At 48.4% G+C, this 26998-nt stretch carries 26 protein-coding genes and 3 pseudogenes; 18 read left to right on the top strand and 11 right to left on the bottom strand.

The genetic code is table 11. The features are described from left to right. Positions 1-148: 148 nt before the first annotated feature. Both RQN30_RS09915 and RQN30_RS09910 read right to left on the bottom strand, forming a co-directional pair. Entirely contained in the window at positions 149-1432 is a 1284-nt protein-coding gene (locus RQN30_RS09915; RefSeq protein WP_353060332.1) for an NAD(P)/FAD-dependent oxidoreductase, read from the bottom strand. Positions 1433-1690: 258 nt separating this feature from the next. Beyond that, positions 1691-2388: pseudogene (locus RQN30_RS09910) on the bottom strand (class I SAM-dependent methyltransferase). Positions 2389-2446: 58 nt separating this feature from the next. Here RQN30_RS09910 and RQN30_RS09905 point away from each other — a divergent pair. From RQN30_RS09905 to RQN30_RS09880, 6 genes are all read left to right on the top strand, one after another. Continuing rightward, on the top strand, positions 2447-3097 hold the full coding sequence (locus RQN30_RS09905; RefSeq protein ID WP_353060331.1) for a hypothetical protein: 651 nt from the start codon (positions 2447-2449) through the stop codon (positions 3095-3097). 11 nt (positions 3098-3108) lie between these two features. Then, a complete protein-coding gene (locus tag RQN30_RS09900; RefSeq protein ID WP_353060330.1) occupies positions 3109-3891 on the top strand; it encodes an isochorismate synthase in 783 nt (260 codons plus the stop codon). A gap of 270 nt (positions 3892-4161) precedes the next feature. Next, positions 4162-5268: a TDT family transporter gene (locus RQN30_RS09895; RefSeq protein WP_353060329.1), complete on the top strand. Its 1107-nt coding sequence runs from the start codon at positions 4162-4164 to the stop codon at positions 5266-5268. 643 nt (positions 5269-5911) lie between these two features. Further along, the gene (locus tag RQN30_RS09890; RefSeq protein WP_353060328.1) at positions 5912-7060 is read left to right on the top strand and encodes an LLM class flavin-dependent oxidoreductase; all 1149 of its coding nucleotides are present in this window, start codon (positions 5912-5914) and stop codon (positions 7058-7060) included. 404 nt (positions 7061-7464) lie between these two features. Next, positions 7465-8232, top strand: a complete 768-nt coding sequence (locus tag RQN30_RS09885; RefSeq protein WP_353060327.1) for an NAD(P)H-dependent oxidoreductase — start codon at positions 7465-7467, stop codon at positions 8230-8232. A 236-nt stretch (positions 8233-8468) separates the two neighbouring features. Next, positions 8469-8777, top strand: coding sequence for a MarR family winged helix-turn-helix transcriptional regulator (locus tag RQN30_RS09880; protein WP_353060326.1), 309 nt, complete (start codon positions 8469-8471; stop codon positions 8775-8777). A gap of 131 nt (positions 8778-8908) precedes the next feature. Here RQN30_RS09880 and RQN30_RS09875 read toward each other — a convergent pair. Further along, positions 8909-10087: pseudogene (locus RQN30_RS09875) on the bottom strand (MFS transporter); the annotation flags it as partial. Continuing rightward, on the bottom strand, positions 10036-10230 hold the full coding sequence (locus RQN30_RS09870) for an MFS transporter (protein WP_353060325.1): 195 nt from the start codon (positions 10228-10230) through the stop codon (positions 10036-10038). The gene RQN30_RS09870 and the pseudogene RQN30_RS09875, both read right to left, overlap by 52 nt. A 459-nt stretch (positions 10231-10689) precedes the next feature. Here RQN30_RS09870 and RQN30_RS09865 point away from each other — a divergent pair, with 459 nt between their 5' ends. The 6 genes from RQN30_RS09865 (at position 10690) to RQN30_RS09840 (ending at position 15399) form a co-directional block, all read left to right on the top strand. Continuing rightward, positions 10690-11247 carry a sugar-binding domain-containing protein gene (locus tag RQN30_RS09865; RefSeq protein WP_353060324.1) on the top strand — a complete coding sequence of 186 codons (558 nt, stop codon included), beginning with the start codon at positions 10690-10692 and terminating at the stop codon, positions 11245-11247. After that, complete coding sequence (gene uidA, locus RQN30_RS09860) at positions 11154-12497, top strand: beta-glucuronidase (RefSeq protein WP_353060323.1); 1344 nt, start codon at positions 11154-11156, stop codon at positions 12495-12497. The genes RQN30_RS09865 and uidA overlap by 94 nt, the downstream gene beginning before the upstream one ends. Positions 12498-12632: 135 nt before the next feature. Further along, positions 12633-12875, top strand: coding sequence for a LacI family DNA-binding transcriptional regulator (locus tag RQN30_RS09855; RefSeq protein ID WP_353060322.1), 243 nt, complete (start codon positions 12633-12635; stop codon positions 12873-12875). Further along, on the top strand, positions 12872-13750 hold the full coding sequence (locus RQN30_RS09850) for a LacI family DNA-binding transcriptional regulator (RefSeq protein ID WP_353060321.1): 879 nt from the start codon (positions 12872-12874) through the stop codon (positions 13748-13750). Before RQN30_RS09855 ends, RQN30_RS09850 begins: the two co-directional genes overlap by 4 nt. A 231-nt stretch (positions 13751-13981) precedes the next feature. Continuing rightward, the gene (locus tag RQN30_RS09845; RefSeq protein ID WP_353060320.1) at positions 13982-14806 is read left to right on the top strand and encodes a glucuronate isomerase; all 825 of its coding nucleotides are present in this window, start codon (positions 13982-13984) and stop codon (positions 14804-14806) included. Beyond that, entirely contained in the window at positions 14803-15399 is a 597-nt protein-coding gene (locus tag RQN30_RS09840; protein ID WP_353060319.1) for a glucuronate isomerase, read from the top strand. Before RQN30_RS09845 ends, RQN30_RS09840 begins: the two co-directional genes overlap by 4 nt. A gap of 243 nt (positions 15400-15642) precedes the next feature. On the opposite strand, the gene RQN30_RS09835 is transcribed toward RQN30_RS09840, so the two are convergent. Next, entirely contained in the window at positions 15643-15852 is a 210-nt protein-coding gene (locus RQN30_RS09835; RefSeq protein WP_353061835.1) for a DUF6290 family protein, read from the bottom strand. A 226-nt stretch (positions 15853-16078) separates the two neighbouring features. Here RQN30_RS09835 and RQN30_RS09830 point away from each other — a divergent pair, with 226 nt between their 5' ends. The 6 genes from RQN30_RS09830 to RQN30_RS09805 all read left to right on the top strand — a co-directional run bounded on the left by RQN30_RS09830 (position 16079) and on the right by RQN30_RS09805 (position 19578). Further along, positions 16079-16756 (top strand): DUF3990 domain-containing protein, encoded by a 678-nt coding sequence (locus RQN30_RS09830; RefSeq protein WP_353060318.1) that lies wholly within the window; start codon positions 16079-16081, stop codon positions 16754-16756. Then, a complete protein-coding gene (locus RQN30_RS09825; protein ID WP_353060317.1) occupies positions 16737-17084 on the top strand; it encodes a hypothetical protein in 348 nt (115 codons plus the stop codon). The genes RQN30_RS09830 and RQN30_RS09825 overlap by 20 nt, the downstream gene beginning before the upstream one ends. Positions 17085-17148: 64 nt before the next feature. Then, complete coding sequence (ybiA, locus tag RQN30_RS09820) at positions 17149-17625, top strand: riboflavin biosynthesis intermediates N-glycosidase (RefSeq protein ID WP_353060316.1); 477 nt, start codon at positions 17149-17151, stop codon at positions 17623-17625. 119 nt (positions 17626-17744) lie between these two features. Beyond that, on the top strand, positions 17745-18281 hold the full coding sequence (locus RQN30_RS09815; protein ID WP_353060315.1) for a restriction endonuclease subunit S domain-containing protein: 537 nt from the start codon (positions 17745-17747) through the stop codon (positions 18279-18281). Further along, a complete protein-coding gene (locus RQN30_RS09810) occupies positions 18230-18682 on the top strand; it encodes a type IV toxin-antitoxin system AbiEi family antitoxin domain-containing protein (protein WP_353060314.1) in 453 nt (150 codons plus the stop codon). Before RQN30_RS09815 ends, RQN30_RS09810 begins: the two co-directional genes overlap by 52 nt. A gap of 161 nt (positions 18683-18843) precedes the next feature. Next, on the top strand, positions 18844-19578 hold the full coding sequence (locus RQN30_RS09805) for a nucleotidyl transferase AbiEii/AbiGii toxin family protein (RefSeq protein WP_353060313.1): 735 nt from the start codon (positions 18844-18846) through the stop codon (positions 19576-19578). 162 nt (positions 19579-19740) lie between these two features. On the opposite strand, the pseudogene RQN30_RS09800 reads toward RQN30_RS09805, so the two are convergent. The 6 genes and pseudogenes from RQN30_RS09800 to RQN30_RS09775 form a co-directional block, all read right to left on the bottom strand. Next, positions 19741-20223: pseudogene (locus RQN30_RS09800) on the bottom strand (Fic family protein); the annotation flags it as partial. A gap of 225 nt (positions 20224-20448) precedes the next feature. Continuing rightward, on the bottom strand, positions 20449-21552 hold the full coding sequence (locus RQN30_RS09795; protein ID WP_353060312.1) for a sugar kinase: 1104 nt from the start codon (positions 21550-21552) through the stop codon (positions 20449-20451). After that, positions 21549-22190: a bifunctional 4-hydroxy-2-oxoglutarate aldolase/2-dehydro-3-deoxy-phosphogluconate aldolase gene (gene eda / locus RQN30_RS09790; protein WP_353060311.1), complete on the bottom strand. Its 642-nt coding sequence runs from the start codon at positions 22188-22190 to the stop codon at positions 21549-21551. Before eda ends, RQN30_RS09795 begins: the two co-directional genes overlap by 4 nt. A gap of 92 nt (positions 22191-22282) precedes the next feature. Further along, positions 22283-23359 carry a mannonate dehydratase gene (locus tag RQN30_RS09785; RefSeq protein ID WP_309956971.1) on the bottom strand — a complete coding sequence of 359 codons (1077 nt, stop codon included), beginning with the start codon at positions 23357-23359 and terminating at the stop codon, positions 22283-22285. Between the two features lie 2 nt (positions 23360-23361). Continuing rightward, positions 23362-24969: a mannitol dehydrogenase family protein gene (locus tag RQN30_RS09780; protein ID WP_353060310.1), complete on the bottom strand. Its 1608-nt coding sequence runs from the start codon at positions 24967-24969 to the stop codon at positions 23362-23364. 424 nt (positions 24970-25393) lie between these two features. Further along, on the bottom strand, positions 25394-26839 hold the full coding sequence (locus tag RQN30_RS09775) for a GuaB1 family IMP dehydrogenase-related protein (protein WP_353060309.1): 1446 nt from the start codon (positions 26837-26839) through the stop codon (positions 25394-25396). Positions 26840-26998: the final 159 nt, after the last annotated feature.

Here is a 26998-nt window from a genome sequence, read left to right as displayed (position 1 = left end):
CACCTGCTCTTCATATTTCTGCGCGTAATAACGCAATCCGTCTTAATAATATAGCTTTGAAAATTAAATGTCTTATACGCAAGATTTCTCTCACACATATCCGCATAGAGATTATCTGCAAGTTTTCCTGCTTGAAACACTGCGCTTTTCATGCTTTCGGAACCACCTTTGTCAGCGCGGTAATCAGCTTGTCCATCCAGTCGCCGTCACGCCGATCGTAAGTATCTGAAAGCAGTTTCATCACAAGTTTCATTAATACCGGACGCGGTAAACCGTATTTCACACAAATATGCATTATCTCCGGGCGTTCAATCAGCGCCGCAAAAATCCGCCCAAGCGTGTAATATCCGCCAAGCTCTGCCCGCAGCTCCTGCGGATATTGCAGCATTGCCTGTTCAGCTTGCGCCATAGTGCGGCGATTCAAGGCTTGAATAATAAAATCTGCGAGAATCCGCCCGGAGGCAAGCGCATAAGCGATACCTTCGCCGTTAAACGGAGAAACCATACCGCCGGCATCCCCTACAAGGGCAAGACCGTCACGGTAATGCGGTTTACGATTAAACGCCATCGGCAGTGCTGCTGAACGGAGCGGACCGCGCTGTGTTTCCGGATTCAAACCCCACTCTTCCGGCACGTTTGCAATCCATGTCTTGAAAACAGAACGATAGTCAATCCCGCTGGGCTTCGCCGTCGAAGAAAGCGAACCAAGTCCGACGTTCACAAGTCCGTCTCCGACAGCGAAAAGCCAGCCGTAACCGGGAAGCAGCTCAGATTCTCCCGGTGTTCCTGACCAAAGTTCGAGATGAGATTCCATCATGTCTGTATTTGCCAGCGGGGATTCAAAATATGTACGAACCGCTACCCCCATTGGCCGGTGCAGATTCTTTTCCCGACCGACGGAAGTGGCAAGCCGCGCTGATACACCTCCGGCATCGATTGTGTAGCGCGCTTTCACTGTAAATTCGCTGCCTTTTGCACCATCTTTGGTTTGACGTGCTTTTACCCCGACTATGCGCCCAGTTCGCTCATCCTGCAAAGCGCCGGTAACAGTTATTCCCTCCGCCAGCTTTGCTCCGGAGCGGACCGCGTGCTGTATCAGCTTCTGATCAAGTTTTACGCGAGCGCTCGCTGAACCGTAGTTTGGCTGCGAAGCAATATCCGGCCATGGAACTTCAATTTTATGACCGCCGCCGTATGCGCGCACACCATAGTTGCGCACCCATCCTTCTGACTGCGGGATTTGAATCCCCATGCGGATTAGCTCGGATACTGCGCGCGGGGTAAGCCCGTCGCCGCAAATTTTATCGCGGGGAAAAGTTGCTTTTTCGAGTACTAGGACATCAATTCCGTAGCGGGCGAGATAGTGTGCCGCTGCCGATCCGCCCGGACCAGCTCCTACAATCACTACATCAGCTTCACTCGCAATTTCCATGCGTGCCTTGCTCCCGCCCTGTTAATATCCCGTGTGTCTGCGGATATTTTCTTTGTTAAAAGAATCTATGCAAACAACTGCGCAAAATTTCAAATACGTATTCGCTCAGATTCTACGCGAGATACTCTTGCGAATAACACCTCAGACTAAAGGCTTTACGCAACAAAATATGCACATAAAACTTAGCTCACATTTATTTGGAACTGCGGTACAGTTCTGCCGTCTGCCCGATTCTGCTGGACAGCAGATCTATTCATATTAAACCAGCGGTTTCACACCGCGGTGAAGTGCCACAATCCCATTGGTAAGATTCTTAAATTCCACGTTTTCCCAGCCGGAATCGCGAATCCAGCCGGCAAATTCCTGCTGCGCAGGCCAATCAAGAATCGATTCCATCAGATATTCGTATGCCGGCGCATCAGAGGAAAAAATCTTCGATATTTGCGGCATTACATGTTCAAGGAAGAAACGGTACAGCGCAAAGAAAACCGAATTCGTCGGTTTTGAAAATTCGCATACTACGAGCTTTCCCCGGGCTTAGTTACCCGCAGCATTTCTGCAAGCGCCTTTTTCGGGTCGCTCACATTCCGAATACCGTAGGAAATCGTAACGGCATCGAAAGTATTTTCCGCAAATTGCAGGTTAGTAGCATCACCGGCAACAAAAGTTAATTCCGGGTAACGCTTTCGCCCGGCCGCAATCATTCCGGCAGAGAAGTCACACGCTACGACATCAGCTCCAGCTTTCAAGTACTGTATAGATGAAGTCCCAGTGCCCGCAGCAAGATCAAGAATCTTCATTCCAGGTGTGATTTCAAGTGCTGCGGAGGTTGCTTTCCGCCAAGAATAGACCAATCCGCCAGTGAGAATAGTGTTCATCAAATCGTATTTCTGGGCAACCTGATTAAACATGCCGGATATATCATTTGGATTTTTTGCTAAATCTGCTCGACTCATAATACGAATTTAACCACTTTTAGGACTATTATCGTTATTTGTGTTTAAGATTCCGCAGTTGTTTGTACGTTCAGTTCCGCTTTCTTTCCAACCGGATTTTTCTGAGCTGATTCAGCTAATTTCGCGCGATAGTTTAGTTTGGACGCATGATAGCGCGTATTTGCTCGGATTTGGCACGGCTGCCCGCGCTGACCTTGCCAATAACCGCAGCACGCCTGCCCCCAATCCGGATTCCGCCGGCAGCAGCGCAGATTCACAAACACACTCCCAAACTCGTTTCACTGCCGCAAACCGCTATTGGAACGCTTTATGCAATAATGCCGCCATTATCGATAATGTAAAAACATCCGGTTCCGGTTTAATTACTTTCGGTTCCTTTTCATTCAGCCCGAACTCCGCCGTCGGATCAGCATTAATCGTGCCGGAAGTGCTGGTTGGGAAGAAAAACGGCATGGCATGGATTACGCAAACCTGGACTGCAGATTCTGCCAAACCTGCAGTCCCGAAAAATAATGCGGGTTTGCTCAGCCTGATTCACCGCAGTGCGGAAAAACACGCAAAAGCTTTATCGCAAAACACGCATCAAAGCTTCACAGAATCGGTAAAATCCGCCGAATCCGCTGGTTTTGAAAAAATATTGCAAGTAAAAATTGTGCCGGCATTAAAATTATCCCTACCCCGACGCCTGAAGATTGGAAGAAACAGGTAGCGGCCGCAAGCATGATGATTCGTCAGGGAAAGCTGGAAAAGGTAGTTCTCAGCCGTTCATTGAACCTTAATTTTCCGCACCCAATTTCCTTGCCGAAACTAACACAAACTCTCGCTGCCGGATATCCAAATACGTGGGTATTTTCTGTCGACGGACTGGTTGGAGCATCTCCTGAAATGCTCGCCCAAACAGAGAATTCACAACACGGCATTCCGCGCGTACATTGCCGTGTTTTAGCCGGCACCAAGCCGCTCCAGATATTTGCAGAAAATGATTTTACTGCAGAATTTGAACTGGAAACTTCCCAAAAAGATATCCGCGAACACCGTGTAGCAGTTAATTCTGCTGCCGCCGCTTTACAAGAATTCGGAACAGTGGAAATTGGCGAACCATACGTCTTAACATTACCGAACGTGGAGCATTTCGCCACCGATATTTACACTACTCTCGACGGCACCCTCTCCTTGCTGGCGGTGATAGGAAAACTGCATCCAACTGCGGCACTCGGAGGAAACCCGCGCGAGAAAGCAAATGAAGTTATTACTCAGCTTGAAGGAGATGTCCGCGAACGCTACGGCGCACCTGTCGGTTGGATTTCCCACGGAGCTGCAGGTGAGTTTGGGCAGTGGGCAATCGCACTGCGCTGCTGCCAAGTTTCTGCCGATTTACGGAGTGCAACAGCATGGGCCGGCGGCGGAATTATGGCAGATTCGATTCCTGAGAACGAGCTTGCAGAAACTCAAGCAAAATTTTCCCCGGCAATTACTGCCCTAAAATCCCAATTCGCGAATTAATAAATTGCATTTTCAAACCGCAATTGCCGAAACAACAACCCTGCAGAGCAAAACACAAACCATTTTCGGCAGCGGTTAATACCAGTCGAATCTGCATACCGATAGTTGTTTCGTTCAGTAATCTGAACTGCAGGATAAACATTTTGCCGTGTTGCCGCCGCTTCAGTACCGGCTGGTTAATTCTAATTCATTGAATGTTACCGCAATTTCGCTTTCGCAACAGTAGGCCGTATCCTTTAATACGGTCTACACTAGGAGCAGTTGCGGAAAATGCACGAAATGAAAATGCACGAAACGAAACGGAATAAATATCGGCAAATCAAACTTCCAGCGGCAGGGCCATCCTGGTATCCAGCCGTGATGGGGATTGCAATTCTTTCCACACTAATTCATTTAAACCGCGGATTATTTCCCGGTTTGCAAATTCTCGCACTACTCCCTTTCAGCATTGCCTGGATTTTGCTGGTTACTATTACCGGCATTTTTATTATTCGGATTATCCGTAATCGGAATGCGTTTATCGAAACAATATCTAATCAAAACTTGATTCCAATGTGGGGTACCGTCGCGATGGGAATTCTTTCCGTCGGCTCTGCTACGCTCACGATTCTCCCCTACTGGTTTCCGAACGCTTTATCGGCTGCTTTCTGGATCGATACCGTTTTATGGATTATTGCGACTTTCATTGGTTTAATCACTGCATTCGGCTTTGGCGTAGTTTTGTCTGGAAGAATCATTTCCAGCCCGATTGCGGTGTGGGGTCTGGCTGTTGTCGGACCAATGGTTTCGGCTACTGTCGGAGCTGGAATTGCTGGAAATATTGACGATATTGCGATACGCGGATTGATACTTTTTCTCTCGACAGCATGTTTTTTCGTCGCTTTTGTCTTGGGTACCGTCATTTTCAGCCGGGTGTACCACTATCATTGGCGAATCAGTAAAATCCCGACTAACGCTTCACTAAGTGCTTGGATTCCGCTTGGAATGGTCGGGCAATCAACCGCAGCAGTGCAGGTAATCGCAAAAAACACCGAACCGATTGCACATCCGGAGTATGCGCAAATGCTGCATTTGCTTGCCGATATTTACGGTTGTTTTATGCTCGGTTTGAGTATTCCGCTAATTGCCTGGGCAATTAAGATGACGGTGCACGGATTTAAGAATCAGATGGCATTTACGACGGGATGGTGGGCGCTGACCTTCCCAATCGGCACGCTTTCGCTCGGAGCATATTATTTATCCGAATCTACAAAGATTGGATTGTTCCACATTTACGGAGTAATTAGTTTAATTGCGCTGTGCTTCACGGTAAGTTTCTGTCTCTGCACAAGCGCGCGGGCAGTTATTGAACAGCAGCTAGCCGCAAAATCGCAATAACATCACATAACAATAGCGCGGTTTCGATAAAATATTTCACTAAATATTTATCATATTTATTTTATCCAGCGAAAACGGCAGCAGATATTTACCCAGCAAACCGCTATGCAAAAACACCGCTTGGAACCAGCCAAACCGGACCCAACTAACGCAACTAGTTGCAAAATCAATCCGAACTTACGTAACTGGTGCAAAGTGAGCAGTTTTGTATAACGACGAGAGAACCGTCATTATCACGAGCCTGTGACCAGCACAAACGCAAGCACTTCCGACAGTAAAAATCTCAATCTAAGTTCTTGCCACCAGTTACGTAACTAACCTGAGTTCTTGCCACCACTTACGTGATGAGCACGAGTCCTTACTATCTGATTGCGCGGTGCTGCGGATTGATTGCTTGGGGTGGTGCAATAAAGCCGGTGTGTATCCGGGCGGAAAGCAGTGTTTCACATAAATCAAGCCTGACCGCTATGCAAAAACACCGCTAGTTACAGAAATTAACGAAGATACTGCAATTAACGAGGGCACCTCCGAACAATCATAATCGTTTTAAGCTGCACATCACCCCGCTTGCATTATTAAAAATTTTAAGTAAACTAACGAGTGTTAGTTAATTTTTCAACTATTTTTATGCAAGGAGACCGAAATGGAATTCGGCGTATTCACAATTGGTGACCTCACCACCGATCCAACTACCGGCAAAACCCCGACCGAGCACGAACGAATCAAAGCAACCGTCGAAATCGCGAAACATGCCGAAGCTGCCGGCCTAGATGTTTTCGCCACCGGCCAACACCACAATCCCCCATTTATCGCACCAGCCAATCCGCCGATCCTGCTCGCAAACCTCGCAGCACAGACCGAGAAAATCAAACTTTCTACCGCTACCACACTGATTACGACCACAGATCCGGTACGGATTGCAGAAGACTACTCTTACCTCCAACACCTCGCCGACGGCCGCATCGATTTAATGATGGGACGCGGAAACACCGGCCCAGTTTACCCTTGGTTCGGCAAAGACATTCGCGAAGGAATCCCGCTCGCAGTTGAAAACTATCAGCTGCTATACCGCCTTTGGCGCGAAACCGATCTCACCTGGCAAGGCCGCTTCCGGACACCGCTGCAATACTTCACCGCAACTCCGCGTCCGCTCGACGATGTGGCGCCATTCGTCTGGCACGGCTCAATCCGTTCCCCGGAAATCGCCGAACAAGCCGCATATTACGGCGACGGTTTCTTCCACAACAACATCTTCTGGAAGACCAGCCACACCGCACAGATGGTGAACCTCTACCGGCAGCGTTACGAATATTACGGGCATGGAAAAGCACACCAAGCATTCGTCGGCCTTGGCGGACAAGTGTTTATGCGCAAGAACTCACAAGACGCAGTGCGTGAATTCCGCCCCTACTTCGATAATGCCCCCGTATACGGTCACGGCCCATCACTGGAAGAATTTGCTGAGCAAACACCGCTTACCGTCGGATCGCCGCAGCAAGTTATTGACCGCACACTCTCTTTCCGCGATTGGGCAGGAGACTATCAGCGCCAAATGTTCCTAATCGATCATGCAGGTCAACCGTTAAAGATGGTACTTGAACAGATTGATATTCTCGGCGAAGAAGTAGTTCCGGTACTGCGGAAAGAATTCGCAAAAGGACGCCCGGCAGACGTACCAGACTCACCAACTCACGAATGGTTGAAAGCACGGAAAGCTGCCGGATCTGAACCAGTACCTGGAGGTAAACCAGATTCACAGGCAGGAAAAGACCGCGCTGCGGCAGAGGCATAAAACGAAAATGTGCACAGCTGCAGCTAAATCCGTGAAATAAAATATAAATCCAGAAAGCGCCGTCCGAACTATCCGCCCAGCTCAGCGCACGTAAATGACCAATTCGGGCGGCGCAAGGAAAATCATGTATCCAGCAGACGAAAATAAAACCGGATAATGCGCCACTGCGGTATCCCAAAACGAAATCGGCAGAATCAATAAAATCACAAAACAGGTGAAGAAAATTGCGAAAACCAAAACTCCGAACCGAGTGCCCGATATCCTGAGCCTAATATGCCGAGTGCCCGATATCCCGAGTTCCCGATATTCCGAACCTGATATCTCAGGTGCCGCCCCCCAAAAAAATCGTCTCCAAAACATGAATCATTCCAGGAAGCCGCAAACTCAAATATTTTAAGGAAAAAATGAAACTCACAGCAGTATGGACCGGAATCAGTTCCGAATCAACAACCACAAAACTAATTGCGCAAATAATTAAAGCAGCCGTCGAACACGCCGCAGCTTTCGGAGAAAAACTCACGGTAGACCGAATAAACTTGCGCGATTATACGAAAAAACTTGCTCTTTCTGCGCTCACCCCAGTGCCGGACAGCGAATTGGAAGCAGCTTTTAAAAGTGTCCAGACCGCCGATGCCGTCGTGACAATCAGTCCGATTTATAAAGGAGCACCGATTGGAATCCAAACACTCTTCTGGCAGTTAATTGACGACGCCGCACTCAGCGGCAAACCGGTTTTAATCGGGGCGACGGGCGGCACCGCACGCCACTCACTCGCTGCCGAATACGCAATCCGCCCAATGCTCTCCTATTTGAAAGGAATCGTCCTGCCAAGCAGTATCTTCGCCGCCACAGACGATTGGGGTTCCGCAACAGGAGCTGCCGCTTTACAGCGCCGAATCGATGGGACAGCAAAAGAACTCGTAACCGCATTAATCGGGAGCAAAGCAAACCATTCGCCTGCAAATACTGAGAGTTCCGCCGCAGACACTGCCGAAGCACAAGATGTAAAAATTACTCGCAGAAATCCGCTGCAGCTGCGGACACAATTTCATCCGAACCAGAAAATCCAGAACAGATTAAAGAAGCACGGGAACGCAATAACGATACGATTGAACTTATCAACAAGGATTTATACACTGACGGCACAAGATTCCCGAAACGGAAATCAGTAACAGCAGATTTGTTTGACCCAAACCAAATCACACCCTTTGCCCAGCTTCTCAACCGACACTAAAAGTACAGACAGCAAAATGACGAATCCAAAACCATCTTCCCCGAACTGCCCGTTTTCCATAACGATACACTGGAGCATTGGCGCAGCTATTTCGAAACTGCACAGCATCTGATTTCACATCTTGACGAGCAGCTGCGCAACGAAACCGGATCCGATTTAGGCGATCTCAACATCTTGATTGCCCTTGCCGAAGCCCCAGCGCACACCTTAAAAATGGCAAAACTGGCTCAGCAGATTGTTTTTTCTGTGGCCCGATTAAGCTACCGCGTGCGCATACTCGAAGAACGCGGCTGGATTGCGAAAACCGCCTGCCCGAACGATAAGCGCGCATCAAATTTGCAGCTCACCAAACTTGGGTTAAATATTCTGACAAAAATCGGCGGAGCACACCACCGGCATATTGAAGAATCATTTACCAGCAAGTTGACACATGAAGAAATCTCCGCGCTCAGCGCCATATCGCAAAAGCTGGCACACCCCTAACCGAACACGATCCGCAATTCAAAATACTCCCGGAAACAGGAACTGAACAAATCAACCCAACTTCCAGGGAGTATTTCGAAATACTGCTTTGAAACGCAGCGGACTTTTTATTTTCGAACTGCGCTAAATTCTCACTTCCCAGCAGCACGGCGAGCTGCAAGAACCGCCACATTCTCCGCTACCCGCTTCTTTTTCAAAGGATAGAGGAAAAGCAGTGCGAACCCAACTAAAATACAGCCAATCCCGGGCACAAGATTTCCAAAAGTGTAAATTCCATCAATTACACTCTGCGCCTGCTGCCCGCCTTCTTTCGCAATCGCCGAGTCGAAACCAACAACGCTCAACGCCCAGGTAGTAAGAAAACCTGCAAGCGCCTGCCCCAGCTTCCGCGCCCAAGAATATACTGCATACACGGTCGCGTCATCACGATGCCCCGTACGCACTTCCTGATCATCAATCACATCCGTGATAAATGCCCAAACGAGGAAGTTAAAGATTGCGATACAAAACATTGCAATTGAGTAGAACACAATCCAAATAACCGGATTTTCAATTTTCATAAAGTATGCAGCCACAAGCACCGCTCCGCCGATTATCATCGCGACGGAACCGACTTCAGCTTTCCCGAACTTTTTCGCCATCCACGGCGCAAGCACAACTAACACAAATGCCGGAATCATACTCGCCATCGAAGCCGGAGACTGAAGTTTACCGTCGCCGAACCAATTCAAGAAAATATAGCCGAGCATCCCCGTGAGGAAAAGATTTGCTAGGAGCAGCAAAAGCGCAGCCACAATCAAACCAAGAAGCGCCTTATTACTCACCACAGAGACGAGCATCTTTGCAATGCCCGGCTGCTGATTTTCCGTGCTTGAATTATCCGTATTCGGCGCCGATTTCACACGTTCGATGGAGTTAAAGTAAAGCACCGCATAACAGACAACAGCGGCAATTGAGCAGGCGACTGCGGAATATGTCATCATTGGGCCGTCGATTACCGCCACACCTTTCGCATTCTTGGTGTAAACGATTAACGGCAGAACCGAGCTGATGAGGAGCACTGCAAGGTTTGCACCTGTGGAGCGCCATACGGAAAGCTGCGCACGCTGATCGGGATCAGAAGATATTACCGAAGCCATCGAACCGTAAGGGATGTTAATTGCCGTATAGCAGAGCGACCCCCAAAGGAAGTAAGTGGCGCACATCCAAACAATCTTTGCCGTATAGGAGCTGAAGTCAGCAACAAACGACATATACATTAATGCTGAAGCCGCAGCCACCGGAATAGCAATCCACTTAATCCAGCGGCGGAACTTATCTCCGCCTTTTTCAGCGGGAGCCGGTCAACAAGCACCCCCATTCCCACATCGGTGAATCCGTCAATAACTCGCGCAACCAGCAGCAGCGTACCAACATGAATAGGATTAATTCCCGCAACGTTCGTGTAGAACAAAGTAAAAACATTGCTTGCAAGATGAAAGTGAAATCGTTCCCGAAATCACCAAACATATATCCGAGACAATCGCGCATTCCAAATTTGCGCGCCGCTTTTACAGCGGTATTCTCTGGTCGAGACATTTTTCCTCCTGGCCAAGCCTGAAGCGCTTCATTACGCTCAGGTTTACAATTCCATCAATTCGCGATATACCCAATCTCTCCAGCGAGCCTATCTGCGGATTAACAAAATTTTCCGATTTTACAGCTTTCCCGTGCCGAACACCTTCATCACGGCACATTCACAGCTACTTGAGAACATCATCTTTGAGCGGAAGCCGCTTTTCCTAGTTGTTGCACAATGTTGCATATTTCTCCGTAATCACTTGCCGAGAAATTACGGGATTGCAAGACTAGCAGTAGCCACAAATAAGTACGGCGCCTAGAGCAAACGGCAACTAGAGCAAAGGAGCTTCAAATGCTTTCTGTAAAAGATTCCATTTCCCGCCATTCCACTATTCTCGACGGAATTTGGAATTTCACTGTTGACACTAACAATGTTGGTCTCGCTGAAAATTGGGCCGGCCAGCAACTTCGCGGCACCCGCCCAATGGCTGTGCCTGGTTCTTATAACGACGTTACCGTCGATACTAATGTACATGACCATGTCGGTCTGGTCTGGTATGAACGGAATGTAATCGCCCCAAAGTATGGAGAAGACCGGCTGATACTTCGTTTCGGTTCCGTCACCCACGAAGCATACATCTTTGTAAACGGCACCGAGGTAACTACCCACAAGGGCGGGTATCTGCCATTTGAAGCCGATATCACTGAACTGGTAAAGCCGGGCGAAGAATTCCGTCTTACCGTCGCTGTTGACAATCGTCTCCACTGGCAGTCAATTCCCCAGGGTATATCGATCAGAATGAGGCTGGCGAAAATGTGCAGCATTACTGGCATGATTTCTACAACTACGCCGGAATCCACCGTTCGGTCCGCCTTTACACCCGTCCAGCGGTATATGTACGCGATGTAACCATCGTAACCGATATTGCAGGCGCCGACGGCATTGTAAAATATGAAGCCGTCGCTGACGGTGCAGAAAATATTTCAGTACGCGTACTTGATCCAAACGATACAGAGGTAGCTGCAGCTGCCGGCGCCGCAGGCGAAATTCGCGTGTCGAATGCAGATTTCTGGGCACCCGGCCACGGCGCACTTTACACACTCGAAATCACTGCTGATTCGGATGTCTACCCGCAGCGTTTCGGTATCCGCACCGTCGAGATTAAAGACCATCAGTTCCTAATCAACGGCAAACCATTCTACTTCCGCGGCTACGGACGGCACGAAGATAACATTATCCGCGGAAAAGGGCACGATAATGTGATGATGGTACACGATTTTGAAGTGATGAAGTGGCAGGCGGCAAATTCTTTCCGCACATCGCATTATCCATATGCGGAAGAAGTTATGGATTATGCGGACGAACAGGGTTTTGTGGTAATCGACGAAACTCCAGCCGTTGGGTTGAATATGGGGCTTGGCGGCGGGATTTTCGGCAGCCAAGGATTCACTACTTTCTCGCCGGAAACCGCAAACGAAGCCACCCGTTTAGTACATGAGCAGGAAATTCGCGACCTGATTCAGCGCGATAAGAACCATCCTTGCGTGGTGATCTGGTCAATCGCGAACGAACCGGAAACTCACACTGACGCCTCTCGCGAATACTTTGCACCGCTTGCACAGGCCGCCCGGGAAGCTGACCCAACCCGCCCCGTCGGCTACGTGAACGTAATGATCTCCACCCCGGAGAAAGAGAAGATTACAGACCTCTTCGATGTGATTATGCTCAACCGCTATTACGGCTGGTATGTGGATACAGGCGCTTTGGGCGATGCGGAAAAGCATTTGCGGGATGAGATCGACGGCTGGCTGAAACTCTTCCCGAACAAACCAATTATCTTCACCGAATATGGTCCGGATACGCTCCCGGGGCAAAAGGATTATTTCCGTCGTCCATGGTCGGAAGAATTCCAGGAAGATATGATTGGAATGTTCCACAGAGTCTTTGATGACTACCCGGAAGTGGTGGGAGAACAAATGTGGAACTTCGCAGATTTCCAAACCACCCCAGGTATTATGCGTGTGGGCGGCAATAAAAGGGAATGTTTACCCGCGACCGCTTACCAAAGTCGAATGCTTATAAAGTTCGCCAGCGCTGGATTAAAATGCGTGACGAACTGGGATGGTGAGGCGCAGCTTTTAATCCGGTATCGGGTTTAAATTAAATAACTTTGGACGGTTCGCAGTATGCGGACCGTCCGCTTTTATTATGCGCGCTTTGCGTTCGAAGCATTTTTCTGCGCGCTTTATTTCCCCGGTTTCGTTATAATGGGGTTCAGCTAACAAAGGAGTGATATGCCAAGTGAACGTGCAGAGAAAAAGGTGACCATTTACGATATCGCCGCTGCAGCGAATGTCTCTGTTTCCACCGTTTCACGTTCATTTTCCAAACCTGGCCGCGTCTCGAATGAAACATTAAATCTTGTATATGCAGCTGCGGAAAAACTTGGATACCGCTATGAGAACCGCCCGGCACGGGTATATCGGAAAAAGAAATTCCGACGATTGCGTTTATTACCCAAAACATCACAAATATGATTCATGAAGATATTATGACCGGATTTGAAGACGGATTCGGTGAAGAATATTTCACAATCGTTGCTGAAACCCGCACCCAAAAACGTTCGGTGAATGAAGTAGCAGATTTCCTGATTCCGAATGTATCCGGCATTGTGTTAGTAGGTCCGCTCGCATCCGATTCACAGCTTGCACAAGTCTATAAACGCTGCCCGACGGTGGCAATACAGCGTTTTGCTCCCGGCATCCCTTCCGTCTTGTCAGACACTGAAGCCGGAATTAAAGATCTCATTAATTTATTTATTTCAAAAGGACACCAGACTTTCACTTATGTCCGCGGACCGGAAGGATCGTGGATGGACGGTATTCGCTGGCGCTTCCTGCACAACTATTGCCACGAAATCGGGGTAAAGCTCTACCGAACGAATACTGCCAGTCCGGATCCGCAGGGCGGTTTTAAAGCAGCCAAGGAATGGCTGACCAGACCAACCTCGGCTGTGGTTACTTTCAACGATATGCAGTCAGCTGGTTTCATCCAGGCACTCAACCGCCGCGGAATCCGGGTTCCGGAAGCGGTTTCCGTCGCCGGTTTTGATAATTCTCTTGCTGCGCCGCTATGCAATCCTCCGCTTACCACACTGGCAGGCGCATACCGCCATATCGGAAAGGAAGCTGCCCGCCTGCTGCGGACGCAAATTCAGAAAAAGCAGCATGTACCGGCAAAAGTATATGTGCCGATGTTTTTAACTGTACGCGGAAGTGTGGGTACGGCGAATCCGAAAATCCGCGAGATAGCGGAATATGCCGTCGCGAATACGAATGCAAATATGGGTTCAAATCCGAATGTGAATACGCAAAAGCTTAGCCTTGTGCCGAAGTCTGATGCGGGAAATTAACTGATCCGCAAATCGATTTGAAAATCGCAAATACTTTTGGCAACTTGCGGCAACCAGACGCTAAAATGGCGGTTTTTCAAGGTAAAATAGTGCTGCATGATAAAAGTTATCGGAATAAAAGTTGTGCGCAAAGACGTTCGCAGCGTTTGATTCCGCCCGGATACCGCGCCGGTTGTTCGATAATGCGCGATTTCTCAGAACATGCCGCAATCTAATTTTGAAGGAGTTTCTATGCCAACGCCGCTAAATCTCAATCCTGATCGTCTTTTCCCGAGCGAAGCAAAGCAACGCGAAATCGCCCGCGAACTTTATGAGGCTGCTAACGCTCACCCGATCATTTCCCCGCACGGGCATGTGCCGCCCCAGTGGCTTGCTGAAAATACCCCATTTACTGACCCAACCTCAATGCTGCTCACGCCAGATCACTACACCAATCGGATTTTGCATGGTGTAGCCGGCGTGGATTTGGCTGATCTTGGCGTGCCGGTAGGTTCCCCGATGGATGCGCATCGTGCACGTGAAGCATGGCGAATTTTCTGCAAGAATTGGCGGGTTTTCCGCGGCACTGCGGTGCAGACTTGGTTTGAGCAGGTATTTGCAGGAGTTTTCGGAATCGATGTTCGCCCAAGCGAAGAAACCGCTGATCAAATTTACGATACGATCAACGAACAATTGCAGACGGAAGAATTTTTACCACGATCTCTCTACCATCGTTTCAATTTGGCGCTCCTTGCCACCACTGACGATCCGCTCTCTGATTTGCGTTACCATCAGCAGCTCAATGAAGATCCGCAATGGGACGGCCGCGTGATCCCAACTTTCCGTCCTGACCAATATTTGGAACCAGCTCGCCCTGATTTCAAGCAGCTCACTGAAGCGCTTGGAGCTGCGGCAGATACAGACATTTCTACTTACGCCGGGCATCTGGAGGCAATGCGCAAACGCCGCTTGTTCTTCAAAGAAATGGGTGCCGTCTCTTCCGACCATTCACATGCAGATGCGGGCACTGTGCGGCTTTCTGCGAAAAGGCGGAGAAGCTTTACCAGAAAGCATTGAATGGCGAGATTAACGCAAAAGACGGAGCGAAACTGCGGCGGCATATGCTTAACGATCAGGCACGTTTGGCTTGCGAGGACGGTTTAGTAATGACGCTCCACCCGGCAGTACACCGCAATCATGATTCTGCTGCTTTTGCTCGGCTCGGAGCCGATGTGGGCGGAGATATCCCGGCTGCAGTTGAATTTACACATGCACTGCAACCGATGCTGAGCGAGTATGGTAATCACGAAAACTTCCAGGTAGTAGTATTCACAATGGATCAGGACGTATATCAACGCGAATTAGCTCCGCTTGCCGGCTACTATCCTAGTGTTTATGTGGGTGCTCCTTGGTGGTTCCTCGATGAAGCAGACGCGATTTTGCGTTACCGTGAGCAGGTGACGCCTTACGGCACGTTCTACAAGACTTCCGGCATGATTGATGATACTCGCGCCTTTGCTTCTATCCCGGCACGGCATGATGTGGCTCGCCGGATGGATGCACGATATCTTGCACGCATGGTAGCTGAGCATCGTCTTGAAATGGATGAGGCACGTGAAATAGCAGTAGATCTTGTAACCGCAATCCCGAGCCGTGCGTTTAAGCTCTAAACCGAAGTTCAAACTCTAAACCGATTCAACTCTGAACTCCCTCGGGATAGGCCTTCAAACACCCCCTGGGAAATAACGAGACTGGGAAATATACAGCTTGAGGTGCAATGCATTCTGTTTGCATTGCACCTCAAGCTGTATTGTTATAGTTAGGGTGAAGTGTGTATCGCAGCGTCATTACCGGCATTCACTAGGTCTAGAGACTACTTTTGGCTTGGGGTCATAATTTAAATTCGATACATACTATACGCCTAGCATTTGCCGCACTTGGGTATATTCGTATTTCTCCTCAGTTTTTACCCGCTCGTGTGCCTGTATGATGCGTTGCTCGTCCATGCGGAGATCTTTTTCGATTCTGTCGAGGATTGTTTCTCGAAGAAATTGAGATAGATTTAGGCGATTTACTGCCACGTATTCATGAATTAGTTGAGACTCTTGCTCGTTTACCCTCATCGAAATCGACATGTCAGCGAGGATATTTGTGAGGGAGAACAGAGAAACGGACATCGGCTTGTATACTGGCAGATAGTTTTTAGGGGCTGCTACTGAAGCCTGTATCTGCTGGGCGTACCGCCCTTCAACGTCGTAAGTTGGAAAAGATGTAAAATATCAAGAAATCTATGTTTGAAAAGATGTTCCCGCCCGCACGGCGGGCAGGTATTTAGGAGGAAATGCGAAAATGAGCGAGTTGATCTTATTTCACGGTTCTCCTAACAAAATCGTAGTACCAGCATACGGCAAGGGCGAAGAAAAACATGACTACGGGCAAGGTTTTTACTTGACTGATAGTATCAACCTTGCCAAAGAATGGGCAGTTTGCCGACCGAATGAGGAAAACGGATGGGTTCACAAGTATCGGCTTGATACTGCCGGGCTTAAAATCTTGGATTTTCAAGATAAAGGTGTTTTGGCTTGGCTGGCTGAACTGATGAAACATCGGGACGCCGCCGACACAAAGCGTTATCGTATGCTTGCAAAAAAGTTTATCGAAAAATATGGCGTAGACACCAAAGACTGCGACGTTATCAGAGGATGGCGTGCAAATGCCTCTTATTTCTACATTGCAAAGGAATTCGTAAGAGACAATATTGATATGGATATTCTTGAAGAACTGCTTTCTTTGGGTGGTTTGGGTATTCAGTATTGTATTAAGTCTGAACTTGCTTATTCTAAACTGTACGAAGTAGAGGATAGCTTGATGACGGTTCGGTATGCTGAGTTCAACGCAAAGTATAATCAGCGTGATATTGCCGCAAGGCAGAAAATGCGAGAACTTGTTGATTCCGATGCTAATTGTGTAACTAAAGTGTTCAGTACGCTTTTACGGAGTGATAATTATGAGAGCGTATCCAAATGATTATTTGAATGATGTAGTGGAAAATCAGGGAAAACTCTTTGACTTCGTTGCGCAAAATTTCCCCGATAAGGACACTGAGGATTTTATTAAGACCTATATGCAAAGCAAAACAAGAAGAAGCGTTGATGAAGCGAAAGCTTATGTCAATACAATGAGCGCTAAAGAGTTGTGGAGTTACTTTAGCGAAACAGAAAGCTATGTTTTGAAGTCCGGCAAGGCACTTGCCGGTTTTATGCCTGATTGGATTGGCGAGTTTTATGCTTATTATCAGTGGTACTACAATATTCCCAGCTCAGAGGTACTGGAAAAAGTGCCGCTTGATTTTTGAAGAAAGCGTACTGCGGCCTACACGATTTGGAACTTGATTTAGCAGTGCAAAAGGTCGGCGAAGAATGATGAGCATTATCTGTTTTCATAATCCAGATGAAGAAAATGGCTATTTAAGCAATTGGTATCCATCATCATTTACCGCAAAGCAAAAATCTTTTTCCTCAATGGAACAATTCATGATGTATTGCAAGGCGATTTGTTTTTATGACGAAGCAGCGGCAACAAAGATACTCGCCACTGATGATGCTGCCGAGATCAAGGCACTTGGCAGACAAGTAGCGAATTATGATGATCATATCTGGAATGGCGTGAGACAAATCGTTGTTTATGAAGGACTTTTAGCGAAATTCTCACAAAATGAGGTCTTAAAAGGTAAACTCAAATCCACCGGCGAAGCATTATTAGCGGAATGTGCAGTAAAAGACCTAATTTGGGGTGCGGGATTATCAATGGAAGATCCTGATAGGTTCGATAAAACAAAATGGAAAGGGCAAAATCTGCTTGGATACACACTCATGATGGTACGCGAACGCGTGTAACCGGCTCACGCTTGGGAACAGCGACGGCTGGGGAATTGCGGTTTTGCACAGTCTGGTGTGGGCTTTCCTGACTCGGAGCAAGGCGGTGCAGAAGGTATACCTTTTACAAAGTCTCTGACATGAATATTCTCGGCAACGAGCAAGAAATGCACTCTTCGAAGAATTATGTGACTAGCAAACAAGTTAATCGCAACAAGTGGAAACCTGTCACCTCAGTGCCTGCAATGCTATTTGCAAAAGTAGGCGCAGCAGTCATGTTAAATAGAAAGCGGCTGGTAAATAGACCTTTCTTATTTGACAACAACACTATGTGTTATTCATTTGGGGAATGTTGGAATGCTGATTTTGGAAAAATAACTTTTGAAACAATAGACTTAACTGCTCTTGTACAAGTTGGAGCATTACCGTCATACAATACAGCAGATGTGGAGAATTTAGAAGTTTGTATACCAAAATATAACTCTGAACAGCAGCAGATCGGCACGCTTTTTCGTCGTCTTGACTCCTTGATTACCCTTCAGCAGCGTAAGTTAGAAAATCCTTATAGTTTTCTTCCAATACAGGAAAATTGCCAAAAATATAACTCATTCACTATACTTTTGACATGGCAAAGATTGATATGCTGTATGATGCCATTGACGATTTCGGGCTCATAACTTCAGCCGAAGCAGCAGAAATAGGCATTTCCAATGTGGAACTTGTGCAGCAAGCAGCAAAAGGAAAACTTGTGCGCGTAGAGCGTGGTGTATATCGAATGCCTGTATGGCCCTTCCAGGCAGAAGCGCCTTACGCGATAGCAGTCAAAGCTGCTGGCAAAGACGCTTTCCTCTATGGGGAATCAGTTTTAGCGCTTTTAGACTTATCCCCAACAGACCCAGCAAAAATATGGATTGCAGTCACGAAAAGAACTCGTAAAAATCTTGGCTCTGGAATACGGCTCGTCCATACAAAAAACGCAAATATTGATTCGATTAACGGAATTGCCTGCCAGCCAATTGCTGAAGCAATCATTACAGCAGCATCTACTCGGGCAAAGCAGAACAATTCAGGCAGCTAAAGCGGCGCAGCACCAAGGGTACATATCCGAAAACGATATGGCGAACATTATTGCGAAAGTGAAAGATCAGTGAAAAGACCAAACAGTATGCGCCATCTCGATGATGCCATTAGAAAGTTTGTGGAAACTCAACAGAAAAATACATATATGCCAGAACAATTATGGCTAACGCTATCGTTGCCAGTATGCTGCCAGACGGAGTTATCAAAGGTGGAACCGCATTGAAAATGCGCTTTGGGAACGAGAATACTCGATTCACTACCGACCTTGATACAGCTACTGCAACCGATCCAGTAATTTACACAGAAAAACTTGATAAAGCTCTGAAATCTGGTTGGGAAGGATTCACAGGAAGAATAATTCGCAAAGAGCCAGCATCACCTGAAGGAATCCCGTCAGACTACGTCATGAAACCGTACGATATTAAGCTCAACTATATGGGAAAACCTTGGTGTACCGTACCACTCGAAGTTGGACATAACGAGATTGGAGATGCGGATATTGCAGATTGGGTAGATTTCACAGATGCAATCGAGCTGTTTATAAACGTTGGACTGCCATCGCCTACCCAAGTTCCACTTATGCCAATAGTCCACCAGATTGCACAGAAGCTCCACGCAGTAAGCGCAAGTGCAGACCGAGCAAGAGATCTGATTGATTTGCAACTCATTGAACGTAACTACAACATAGATTTCCAAGAGACAAGAAGAACATGTATACGACTATTCACATATAGACAAGCTCAAACTTGGCCACCCACAATTATCAAACAGACTGGATGGGACAAACTTTACACAGCACAAGCATCTACTCTCCCCGTATTACCAAGCATTGACGAAGCAATCACATGGGCAAACAGGTTCATAAAGAAAATCGACTCTTCACTCGAAAAGTAAAGTAACGCTAGGTTCGCAGTTAAAAACCGGCTCACGCTTGGGAACAGCGGCGATTTGAAAATTTAGTCGTTAGCGTAAACGCGAAACGTAACACTCCCATGTTATCTCTGTCCGTTATATCGACAGGGCATGTAACGGGAGGTCACTATGCTCTCGCTTAAATTAGCAGTGTCTCCAGTGCCGGTAATCACCGCGAGGAATTTGGGTGGCGGTCCAGCTATCTGAGCGTAAAGCGTGCAGACATTCTAGAACCACTGCTCCAGCAACTTGCAATCGCTGCTTTACCAATGAATCGATCGCCTGTGAACGATACGGAGAAAAGCCATGTAATTCAGGTTTCATAAGGAAATTTAGCATGAAGGTATAAATTTGCAGGGTTTCTAGATATTGTTTTGCAGATATTCTAAGTACTGTTTTACAGATACGTGTGATACTCAAACTAATGCAAGTTATCCCACTATTAGAGCTAGCCAGCGCCTCGCAGTACTCCTCTTGCCGTTCCTTAACTAGCGCCTCAATAGGAAGCCATGCAAAAGTTTCGTGATACCGCCTGCTCAAAATAATAGTCTGCCAGAGTCTGCTCATGCGACCATTGCCGTCTTGGAAAGGATGAATAAACTCAAACTCATAGTGAAACACGCATGAGGCAGCGAAAACCTCTTACACAAATAAGTAAATATCTGAAACGTATATATCTGAAAGAAAAACCTCGTTAGTTTTCTAACGAGGTTTTCCGTATCGAAAGCCGAATTTCGGTAGCTTTCCGCTGAAACATTTCCGATTCAGATAGGTTCAGATATATTCAGATTGTTCAGATTTTTCAGACACAAGATTCCATTTGAATCATGCACGGATTCAACCCGAAACAGATTAACGCTTCACGCGGGCTGATCCGCCGCGCATCACATTCTCAATCTCTTCCAGTGACGCCATCGAAGTATCACCAGGAGTGGTCATCGCAAGAGCACCATGAGCCGCGCCATAGTTTACTGCCTTTTCGATATCTCCTGTCTCCATCAAACCGTAAATCAACCCGGATGCGAAAGAATCGCCGCCGCCGACACGATCAAGGATCTCAAGCCCGTCACGCTGGATCGCTTGCACGAATCCCTGCTCACGGCTCCACGCTACAGCACCCCAATCATTTACGGTCGCGGTGCGTACTTGGCGCATCGTGGTGCCGATTGCCTGGAAGTTCGTAAATTCTGCGGAAACCTGTTCGATCATCTTCCGGAAAGATTCTACTTCCAGGTTGTCAAGGTTTTCGTTTACGCCTTCTACTTCAAAGCCGAGCGACGCAGTGAAATCTTCTTCATTACCGATCATCACGTCTACGTACTTTGCCAGTTCACGATTCACTTCCTGGCAGCGTGCCTGCCCGCCGTGAGACTTCCACAGCGATGGGCGATAATTCAGATCGAAAGAAACGATCGTGCCATACTTCTTCGCTGCCTGCATTGCCGCTTTTGCGGTAGCCGCAGTTTCTTCAGAAAGCGCGGCATAAATGCCGCCGGTGTGGAACCAGCGCACGCCAAGCTCACCAAATAAGTATTCCCAATCAATATCTTTCGGCTGCATCTGCATTGTTGCCGTATTGCCGCGATCATTATTCCCGACGGCACCGCGAATCCCGAATCCTCTTTCGGTGAAGTTTAAGCCATTGCGCACTGTGCGCCCCACACCGTCAGATTCAACCCACTTAATGAAAGAAGTATCCACACCGCCTTGCAGGATCAAATCTTCTACGAGCCGGCCAACTTCATCTTTCACCAGTGCGGTAACAATCGCTGCGCGCTTGCCGAATGCACGACGGAAACCGCGTGCTACATTATATTCACCGCCGCCTTCAGATGCACGGAAGGAACGTGCAGTGCGAATCCGGCCCTCACCTGGATCGAGGCGAAGCATCACTTCACCGAGGGAAACGATATCGTAGCGGCACTCTGCTGCCGGGCGAATTTCAATTGCGCTCATGAGCGATACTCCTTTACTAATTCCATCGCTTCCTGAGAAAGCGCGGTAATCTTTTCAAATTCTGCATTATTTACCATTTGCTTGGTCACCATCCACGATCCGCCGACGGAAGCGATAATTGGTTCGCTGAGCCATTCACCAATATTCTTTGGCCCGATCCCACCAGTTGGCATGAACTTAAACTGCGGGAATGGCGCTGCCATTGCCTTAATCAACGGAAGCCCGCCGAGTGGTACTGCCGGGAAGAATTTCAGCGTATCTAACCCGTATTCGAGGGTCGCCATAATATCGCTTGGGTCTGCAATTCCTGGCAGGAATGGCACTTCAAGTTCGGCAGCCGCATCTGCAATTTTTGCGGAAAAGCCTGGAGAAACGAGGAATTTCGCACCTGCTTCGACTGCTTTGCGAGCCTGCTCAGGCGTAGTGACGGTACCGGCACCAACAGTGATTTCTGGATATTTTGCCATTTCGGCAATACATTCAGCAGCTACTGGAGTCCGGAAGGTCACTTCGGCTGCCTTAATACCACCAGCCGCAAGCGCCTTCGCTGTAGGTAGTGCATCTGCTACACGGTCAAGTACGACCACTGGCACGATTGGGTTCTCAGCAAGGAATGGCTGAGGAGACGGGATTGCCATGGGGATTCCTTTTCTTTATTTGATGATTTGGGCGAGAAAGTAGTATTTTGCGTGGATCGCACGCGATTCTCACGCGTGCGATCCGAAATGTTTTAGCGGTTCTTGAACTTTGTAATCGATTCCCAAAGCCCACCGAGGTATACGGCACCGAGTGCACGATCATAGAGCGGATAACCTGGACGGCCAGTTTCTCCCCAAATCATTCGCCCATGATCAGGACGGATATGAATATCTGGGCTTGTATCGTAGATTGCTTCCATGATTGCATGCATATCGAGTTCACCCGTGGATGACGGATGCGGTGCTTCGTGGAACTTCTTCTCGCTCAAGTACTTCACATTGCGTACGTGTGCTGCGTTGAGTAGCCCGCGTTCACCAAATTCACGGAAAATCGCTGGCACATCGTTCTCTGGATTTGATCCAAGAGATCCGGCGCAAATACAGAAACCGTTGTATTGTGAATCGTACAGTTTCGCGATTTTGTCCATATCGTCCCGGTTGCGGTAAATCCGCGGCAAACCGAAGAGATCCCATGCCGGATCATCTGGATGGCATGCCATCTTGATCCCGACCTTCTCTGCCGTTGGGATAATCCCTTCCAGGAAGTAACGATAGTTATCACGCATTTTCGCGTGATCGATCTCCTCGTAGAGCGCCATTACTTCGTCGAGACGTTCAAGGCGTTCCGGTTCCCAACCTGGCAGCGTCAATCCGCCTGATTCTTTTGCAGTCAGCTCAACAATATCCCGTGGCGTCATTCCTTCTACGTCTGCGTGATCATAGTAGAGGCAGTTTGATCCGTCTTCAGTTTCGTGAGCAAGCTCAGTCCGCAGCCAATCGAATACTGGCATGAAGTTGTATACAACCGTCTTGATCCCGTATTTAGCGAGATTTTCGAGGGTTTTATTATAGTTTTCAATGTACTGATCACGGCTTGGCAGACCCATCTTGATGTCTTCATGCACGTTTACAGATTCGATTACTTCACATTCAAGACCGGCAGCATTCACTTGGTCTACAAGCTTCTTAATTTCAGCTTCTTCCCATACTTCTCCAGCCTGATACTGGTTGAGCACGCCCATGATGCCCGTCATTTCTGGAATTTGCTTAATATACTGGAGCGGGATCGGATCGAAGCCCTCACCATACCAGCGGAAGGTCATCTTCATTTTTAGTTCATCTCCTTATCGATGGTGGAGCGTACTGCGCCTGCTCCGGTAATCATTTCAGTAAATAGTGCTTCGGCTTTCGCAGCTAGCGGGGTGTCATAGAGGTTTACACCGAAAATTTGCGGGTTGCTAAAGATTGGTGCAAGCGTGGCATGAATCAACTGCTGATCGCTCTCGCCGAGCTTGATTGCACTCATTTGTGCGGTGAGCTCATCGAGCAGCGGATCGGAGGCAAGTTCGAGCGCGGCACCTTGATCATCTACACCAAGCAGGTAACGTGCCCAAAGTGCATAAACCAGCGGAATCACTTGCAATTGCGCAAGATCCATTCCACGGCTTTGATATTTCTTGATTGTTTCGCCGAAACGGATCGGGAGTTTCTGTGAAGTATCCATCGCGATACGTGCTGGCGAATCTGGCAGGTATTCATTCGGGAAGCGTACTTCAAGTACTTCACGCAGGAAGTCTTGCGGCGTAACGATCTTTGGATCTACCACTACCGGCAGACCTTCTTCACTGCCAAGACGGTTGACCATTTTTGCCAGTGCCGCATCACGCATTTCAGCATCGATCGTTGGGAAGCCAAGGAGCATTCCGGAGATCGCAAGTGCCGTGTGGAGCGGGTTCAGGCAGGTGGTTACCTTCATGTTCTCAAAATCGTCACACACTTGGCGTTCTACGATGTGCACGCCAAATTCTTCAAATGGCGGACGCTCAGCTGCGAACTTATCTTCAATGATCAGGTATTCTGTTGGCTCAGCATTTACAAAACCAGCGAATGCTGCACGCCCAACCGTCTGCACTTCCAGATCAGTGAATCCGAGCTCGGCAAGTTCGGCGGCGATTGACGGATTCGGGCGCGGCGTAATCTTATCGATGACGGAGATCGGGAATGCTACCCGGCTCTCGTCTGCTACATATGCCCGGAATTCTGCACTTGCCATGCCGGAAGCTACCCATCCGTCTACGATTGTGAGCACGGACTTGCGGAGTTTATCGCCGTTATGCGAGAAATTATCGGTGGAAAGCAGCGTGATTGGCGCAGCCCCTGCCGTAAAACGTGCATACAGCCCTGCTGCTACCAGCACCATCGTATTTGGATGGTAGGTGAGCGGGTCTTTTGTAAATGCTGCAACTACAGATTCTTGCAGTGCACCAGATGAATCTTCAATCACATAGCCTTTTTCGGTGATTGTAAAGGAAAGCAGGGTGACGCTTTGCGCACGCATCAGCTCAAGGTAACGCGCATAATCTGCTTCACGACGGGTGGCGACCACTTCGCTCATCCCGGCGATGACTTTCATTTCACGCTTACCGTCTGGATTCAAGGTGACTCCGAGAGTCATTAAATCGAAAGGTGCAAGCTGGGTATCAAGTTCAGCTGGATCAAGCGGGATCACGCCAGCGATTGGCCAATGATGCCCTGCTGCTAGGAGATCGTGTGCTACGCGCGCGGTGAAAATACGGAAAATATTTCCTGGGCCGATATGTACCCAACGCGGGTTTACTTTGCCAGCTTCCTGCATTTGTGCAACATCAAACGTCGGCAGTGCCACGCCGGCTGCTTCGTAGCTTGCAGTATCGCGAATTCCTTCAATCGAAAGTTTCATTCCGTCCTCGTTGACTCTCTCTTGTATGGAGTTGGATTTTCAACGGCTAACGGCTGCTCCCAGCTTTACATTTGCGCTGCTTATTCACTGGGTGCAACTGTGATTCACCGTTGAACTTGGTAGTTTCATTTTCGATTGCACACGCATTGCGCGGCAAGGAGTTTCCATTTGTTTCCAGTTTTTTCGAAAACATTTCGCAGCTGCAGTCCGAACTGCGAAAACTGCAGCCGCACCGGCACCGTTCCAGTACTGAACCAGCACCGAATAAAAAGCAGGACACGATGTAAACACGTCGTGTCCTGCTTTAACTTTCAAGCTGCGCAATAATTTTCCAAGTCATCCATCCGCATCTGCAGCACTATGTTTATCAGCACAATAAATAATTGCACAGCAAATCAGTTTATCTCACCGCAACCAGATTGCTTCACCAAGATTGCGGCACCGGAGCGCCCTCCCGATATCCGGATGCAGACTGCAAGCCCACAATTGCCCGCTCACGGAACTGTTCAATCGTGGCCGCACCCGCATATGTGAAAGCAGAACGCACACCCGAAATAATCTGGTCAATCAAATCCTCTACCCCCGGCCGTTCCGGATCAATGTACATGCGGGCGACGGAAATTCCTTCTTCAAAAAGCGCTTTGCGTGCACGGTCGAAATCCGACTCAGCTGCGGTTCGATTGCGCACTGCACGCTTTGAAGCCATCCCGAAAGATTCCTTATAAATCTTCCCATTCGCATCTGAACGCAAATCACCAGGCGACTCATAAGTCCCAGCAAACCATGAACCAATCATCACATTCGAAGCACCGGCAGCGAGCGCCAGGGCCACATCCCGCGGATGCCGTACACCGCCGTCGGCCCAGACACTTGCCCCATATTTTGCTGCTTCCGCTGAACACTCAAGCACCGCCGAGAACTGCGGCCGCCCCACACCTGTCTGCATCCGCGTAGTACACATTGCGCCTGGTCCTACACCCACCTTAATAATCGACGCACCAGCCTTTGCAAGATCGCGCGCACCCGCAGCTGCCACCACGTTTCCTGCAGCAATTGGAAAATCAGCCGGAAGCACGCTGCGAACTTCGCGTACCGCATCAATCATTTTCTCCTGATGCCCGTGTGCAGTATCTACCACAATCACATCCACGCCTGCGGCCACAAGCTGCTTTGCTTTCCCTGCCGGATCGCCATTCATCCCAATCGCGGCGCCGATTCGAAGCCGGTTATCAGCATCCACAGCCGGGGTGTAGATTGTAGAACGGAGTGCGCCGGAACGAGTGAAAAGCCCAAGTAATTTCCCTTCAGCATCAACTACTGGAGCAAGATCATGGTGTGCTTCTTTCAGCTGTTGGAAAGCTTCCTGCGGGGCAGTGCCTTCTTTAATTGTCGTGAGATTCGTGCTCATCACTTCTCGGAGCTGTGTAAAACGATCCACACCGGTCAGGTCAGATTCAGTTACCATTCCCACCGGAATATTAGTCTCAGGATTTACTACGACGGCTGCTTTATGCGCACGTTTCGGCAAAAGTGTAAGCGCATAGCCGCAAGTGTGATGCGGCTTCACAACTACCGGAGTTTCATATATGAGATGGCGCGACTTCACTTCACGCACCGTATCTATTACTACATCAACCGGAATATCCTGCGGAATAATCACAATACCGCCGCGGCGCGCAACCGTCTCAGCCATTCGCTTTCCAGCAATTGCGGTCATATTTGAGACTACAAGCGGAATTGTGGTTCCGGTTCCGTCGGATGTATTCAGGTTCACGTTATTGCGTGATCCCACATTCGAGTACGACGGCACCATGAATACGTCGTCGTATGTCAAATCAAAACTGGGTTTTAAATCATTCAAAAACTTCACTAAAAATCCTAATTGAATTGTCGAAGATATGGAAGAGTTTTCCGGCATTAACAATGCGCTAACAGCTCTCAGCGTAATTTATCCCGACGGGCGGAGGTGAAAATAAAATCAATGCTGCGAACAAAACCGCAATAAACTAAGGTAAAAGCTAGTTTCGGC

The organism is Arcanobacterium hippocoleae, from assembly GCF_040360365.1.
Classification (GTDB): Bacteria; Actinomycetota; Actinomycetes; order Actinomycetales; family Actinomycetaceae; genus Arcanobacterium_A; species Arcanobacterium_A hippocoleae_A.
This window is presented reverse-complemented; position numbering and strand designations above follow the sequence as displayed.

Excerpts from the sequence above, each read along its gene's own strand:
- RQN30_RS09915 (WP_353060332.1), bottom strand. The coding sequence starts at position 1,432 with ATGGAAATTGCGAGTGAAGCTGATGTAGTGATTGTAGGAGCTGGTCCG.
- RQN30_RS09900 (WP_353060330.1), top strand. The coding sequence starts at position 3,109 with ATGATGATTCGTCAGGGAAAGCTGGAAAAGGTAGTTCTCAGCCGTTCA.
- RQN30_RS09895 (WP_353060329.1), top strand. The coding sequence starts at position 4,162 with ATGCACGAAATGAAAATGCACGAAACGAAACGGAATAAATATCGGCAA.
- RQN30_RS09890 (WP_353060328.1), top strand. The coding sequence starts at position 5,912 with ATGGAATTCGGCGTATTCACAATTGGTGACCTCACCACCGATCCAACT.
- RQN30_RS09885 (WP_353060327.1), top strand. The coding sequence starts at position 7,465 with ATGAAACTCACAGCAGTATGGACCGGAATCAGTTCCGAATCAACAACC.
- RQN30_RS09865 (WP_353060324.1), top strand. The coding sequence starts at position 10,690 with ATGCTTTCTGTAAAAGATTCCATTTCCCGCCATTCCACTATTCTCGAC.
- RQN30_RS09855 (WP_353060322.1), top strand. The coding sequence starts at position 12,633 with ATGCCAAGTGAACGTGCAGAGAAAAAGGTGACCATTTACGATATCGCC.
- RQN30_RS09850 (WP_353060321.1), top strand. The coding sequence starts at position 12,872 with ATGATTCATGAAGATATTATGACCGGATTTGAAGACGGATTCGGTGAA.
- RQN30_RS09845 (WP_353060320.1), top strand. The coding sequence starts at position 13,982 with ATGCCAACGCCGCTAAATCTCAATCCTGATCGTCTTTTCCCGAGCGAA.
- RQN30_RS09835 (WP_353061835.1), bottom strand. The coding sequence starts at position 15,852 with ATGAGGGTAAACGAGCAAGAGTCTCAACTAATTCATGAATACGTGGCA.
- RQN30_RS09830 (WP_353060318.1), top strand. The coding sequence starts at position 16,079 with ATGAGCGAGTTGATCTTATTTCACGGTTCTCCTAACAAAATCGTAGTA.
- RQN30_RS09825 (WP_353060317.1), top strand. The coding sequence starts at position 16,737 with ATGAGAGCGTATCCAAATGATTATTTGAATGATGTAGTGGAAAATCAG.
- ybiA (WP_353060316.1), top strand. The coding sequence starts at position 17,149 with ATGATGAGCATTATCTGTTTTCATAATCCAGATGAAGAAAATGGCTAT.
- RQN30_RS09815 (WP_353060315.1), top strand. The coding sequence starts at position 17,745 with ATGAATATTCTCGGCAACGAGCAAGAAATGCACTCTTCGAAGAATTAT.
- RQN30_RS09810 (WP_353060314.1), top strand. The coding sequence starts at position 18,230 with ATGGCAAAGATTGATATGCTGTATGATGCCATTGACGATTTCGGGCTC.
- RQN30_RS09805 (WP_353060313.1), top strand. The coding sequence starts at position 18,844 with ATGGCTAACGCTATCGTTGCCAGTATGCTGCCAGACGGAGTTATCAAA.
- RQN30_RS09795 (WP_353060312.1), bottom strand. The coding sequence starts at position 21,552 with ATGAGCGCAATTGAAATTCGCCCGGCAGCAGAGTGCCGCTACGATATC.
- eda (WP_353060311.1), bottom strand. The coding sequence starts at position 22,190 with ATGGCAATCCCGTCTCCTCAGCCATTCCTTGCTGAGAACCCAATCGTG.
- RQN30_RS09785 (WP_309956971.1), bottom strand. The coding sequence starts at position 23,359 with ATGAAGATGACCTTCCGCTGGTATGGTGAGGGCTTCGATCCGATCCCG.
- RQN30_RS09780 (WP_353060310.1), bottom strand. The coding sequence starts at position 24,969 with ATGAAACTTTCGATTGAAGGAATTCGCGATACTGCAAGCTACGAAGCA.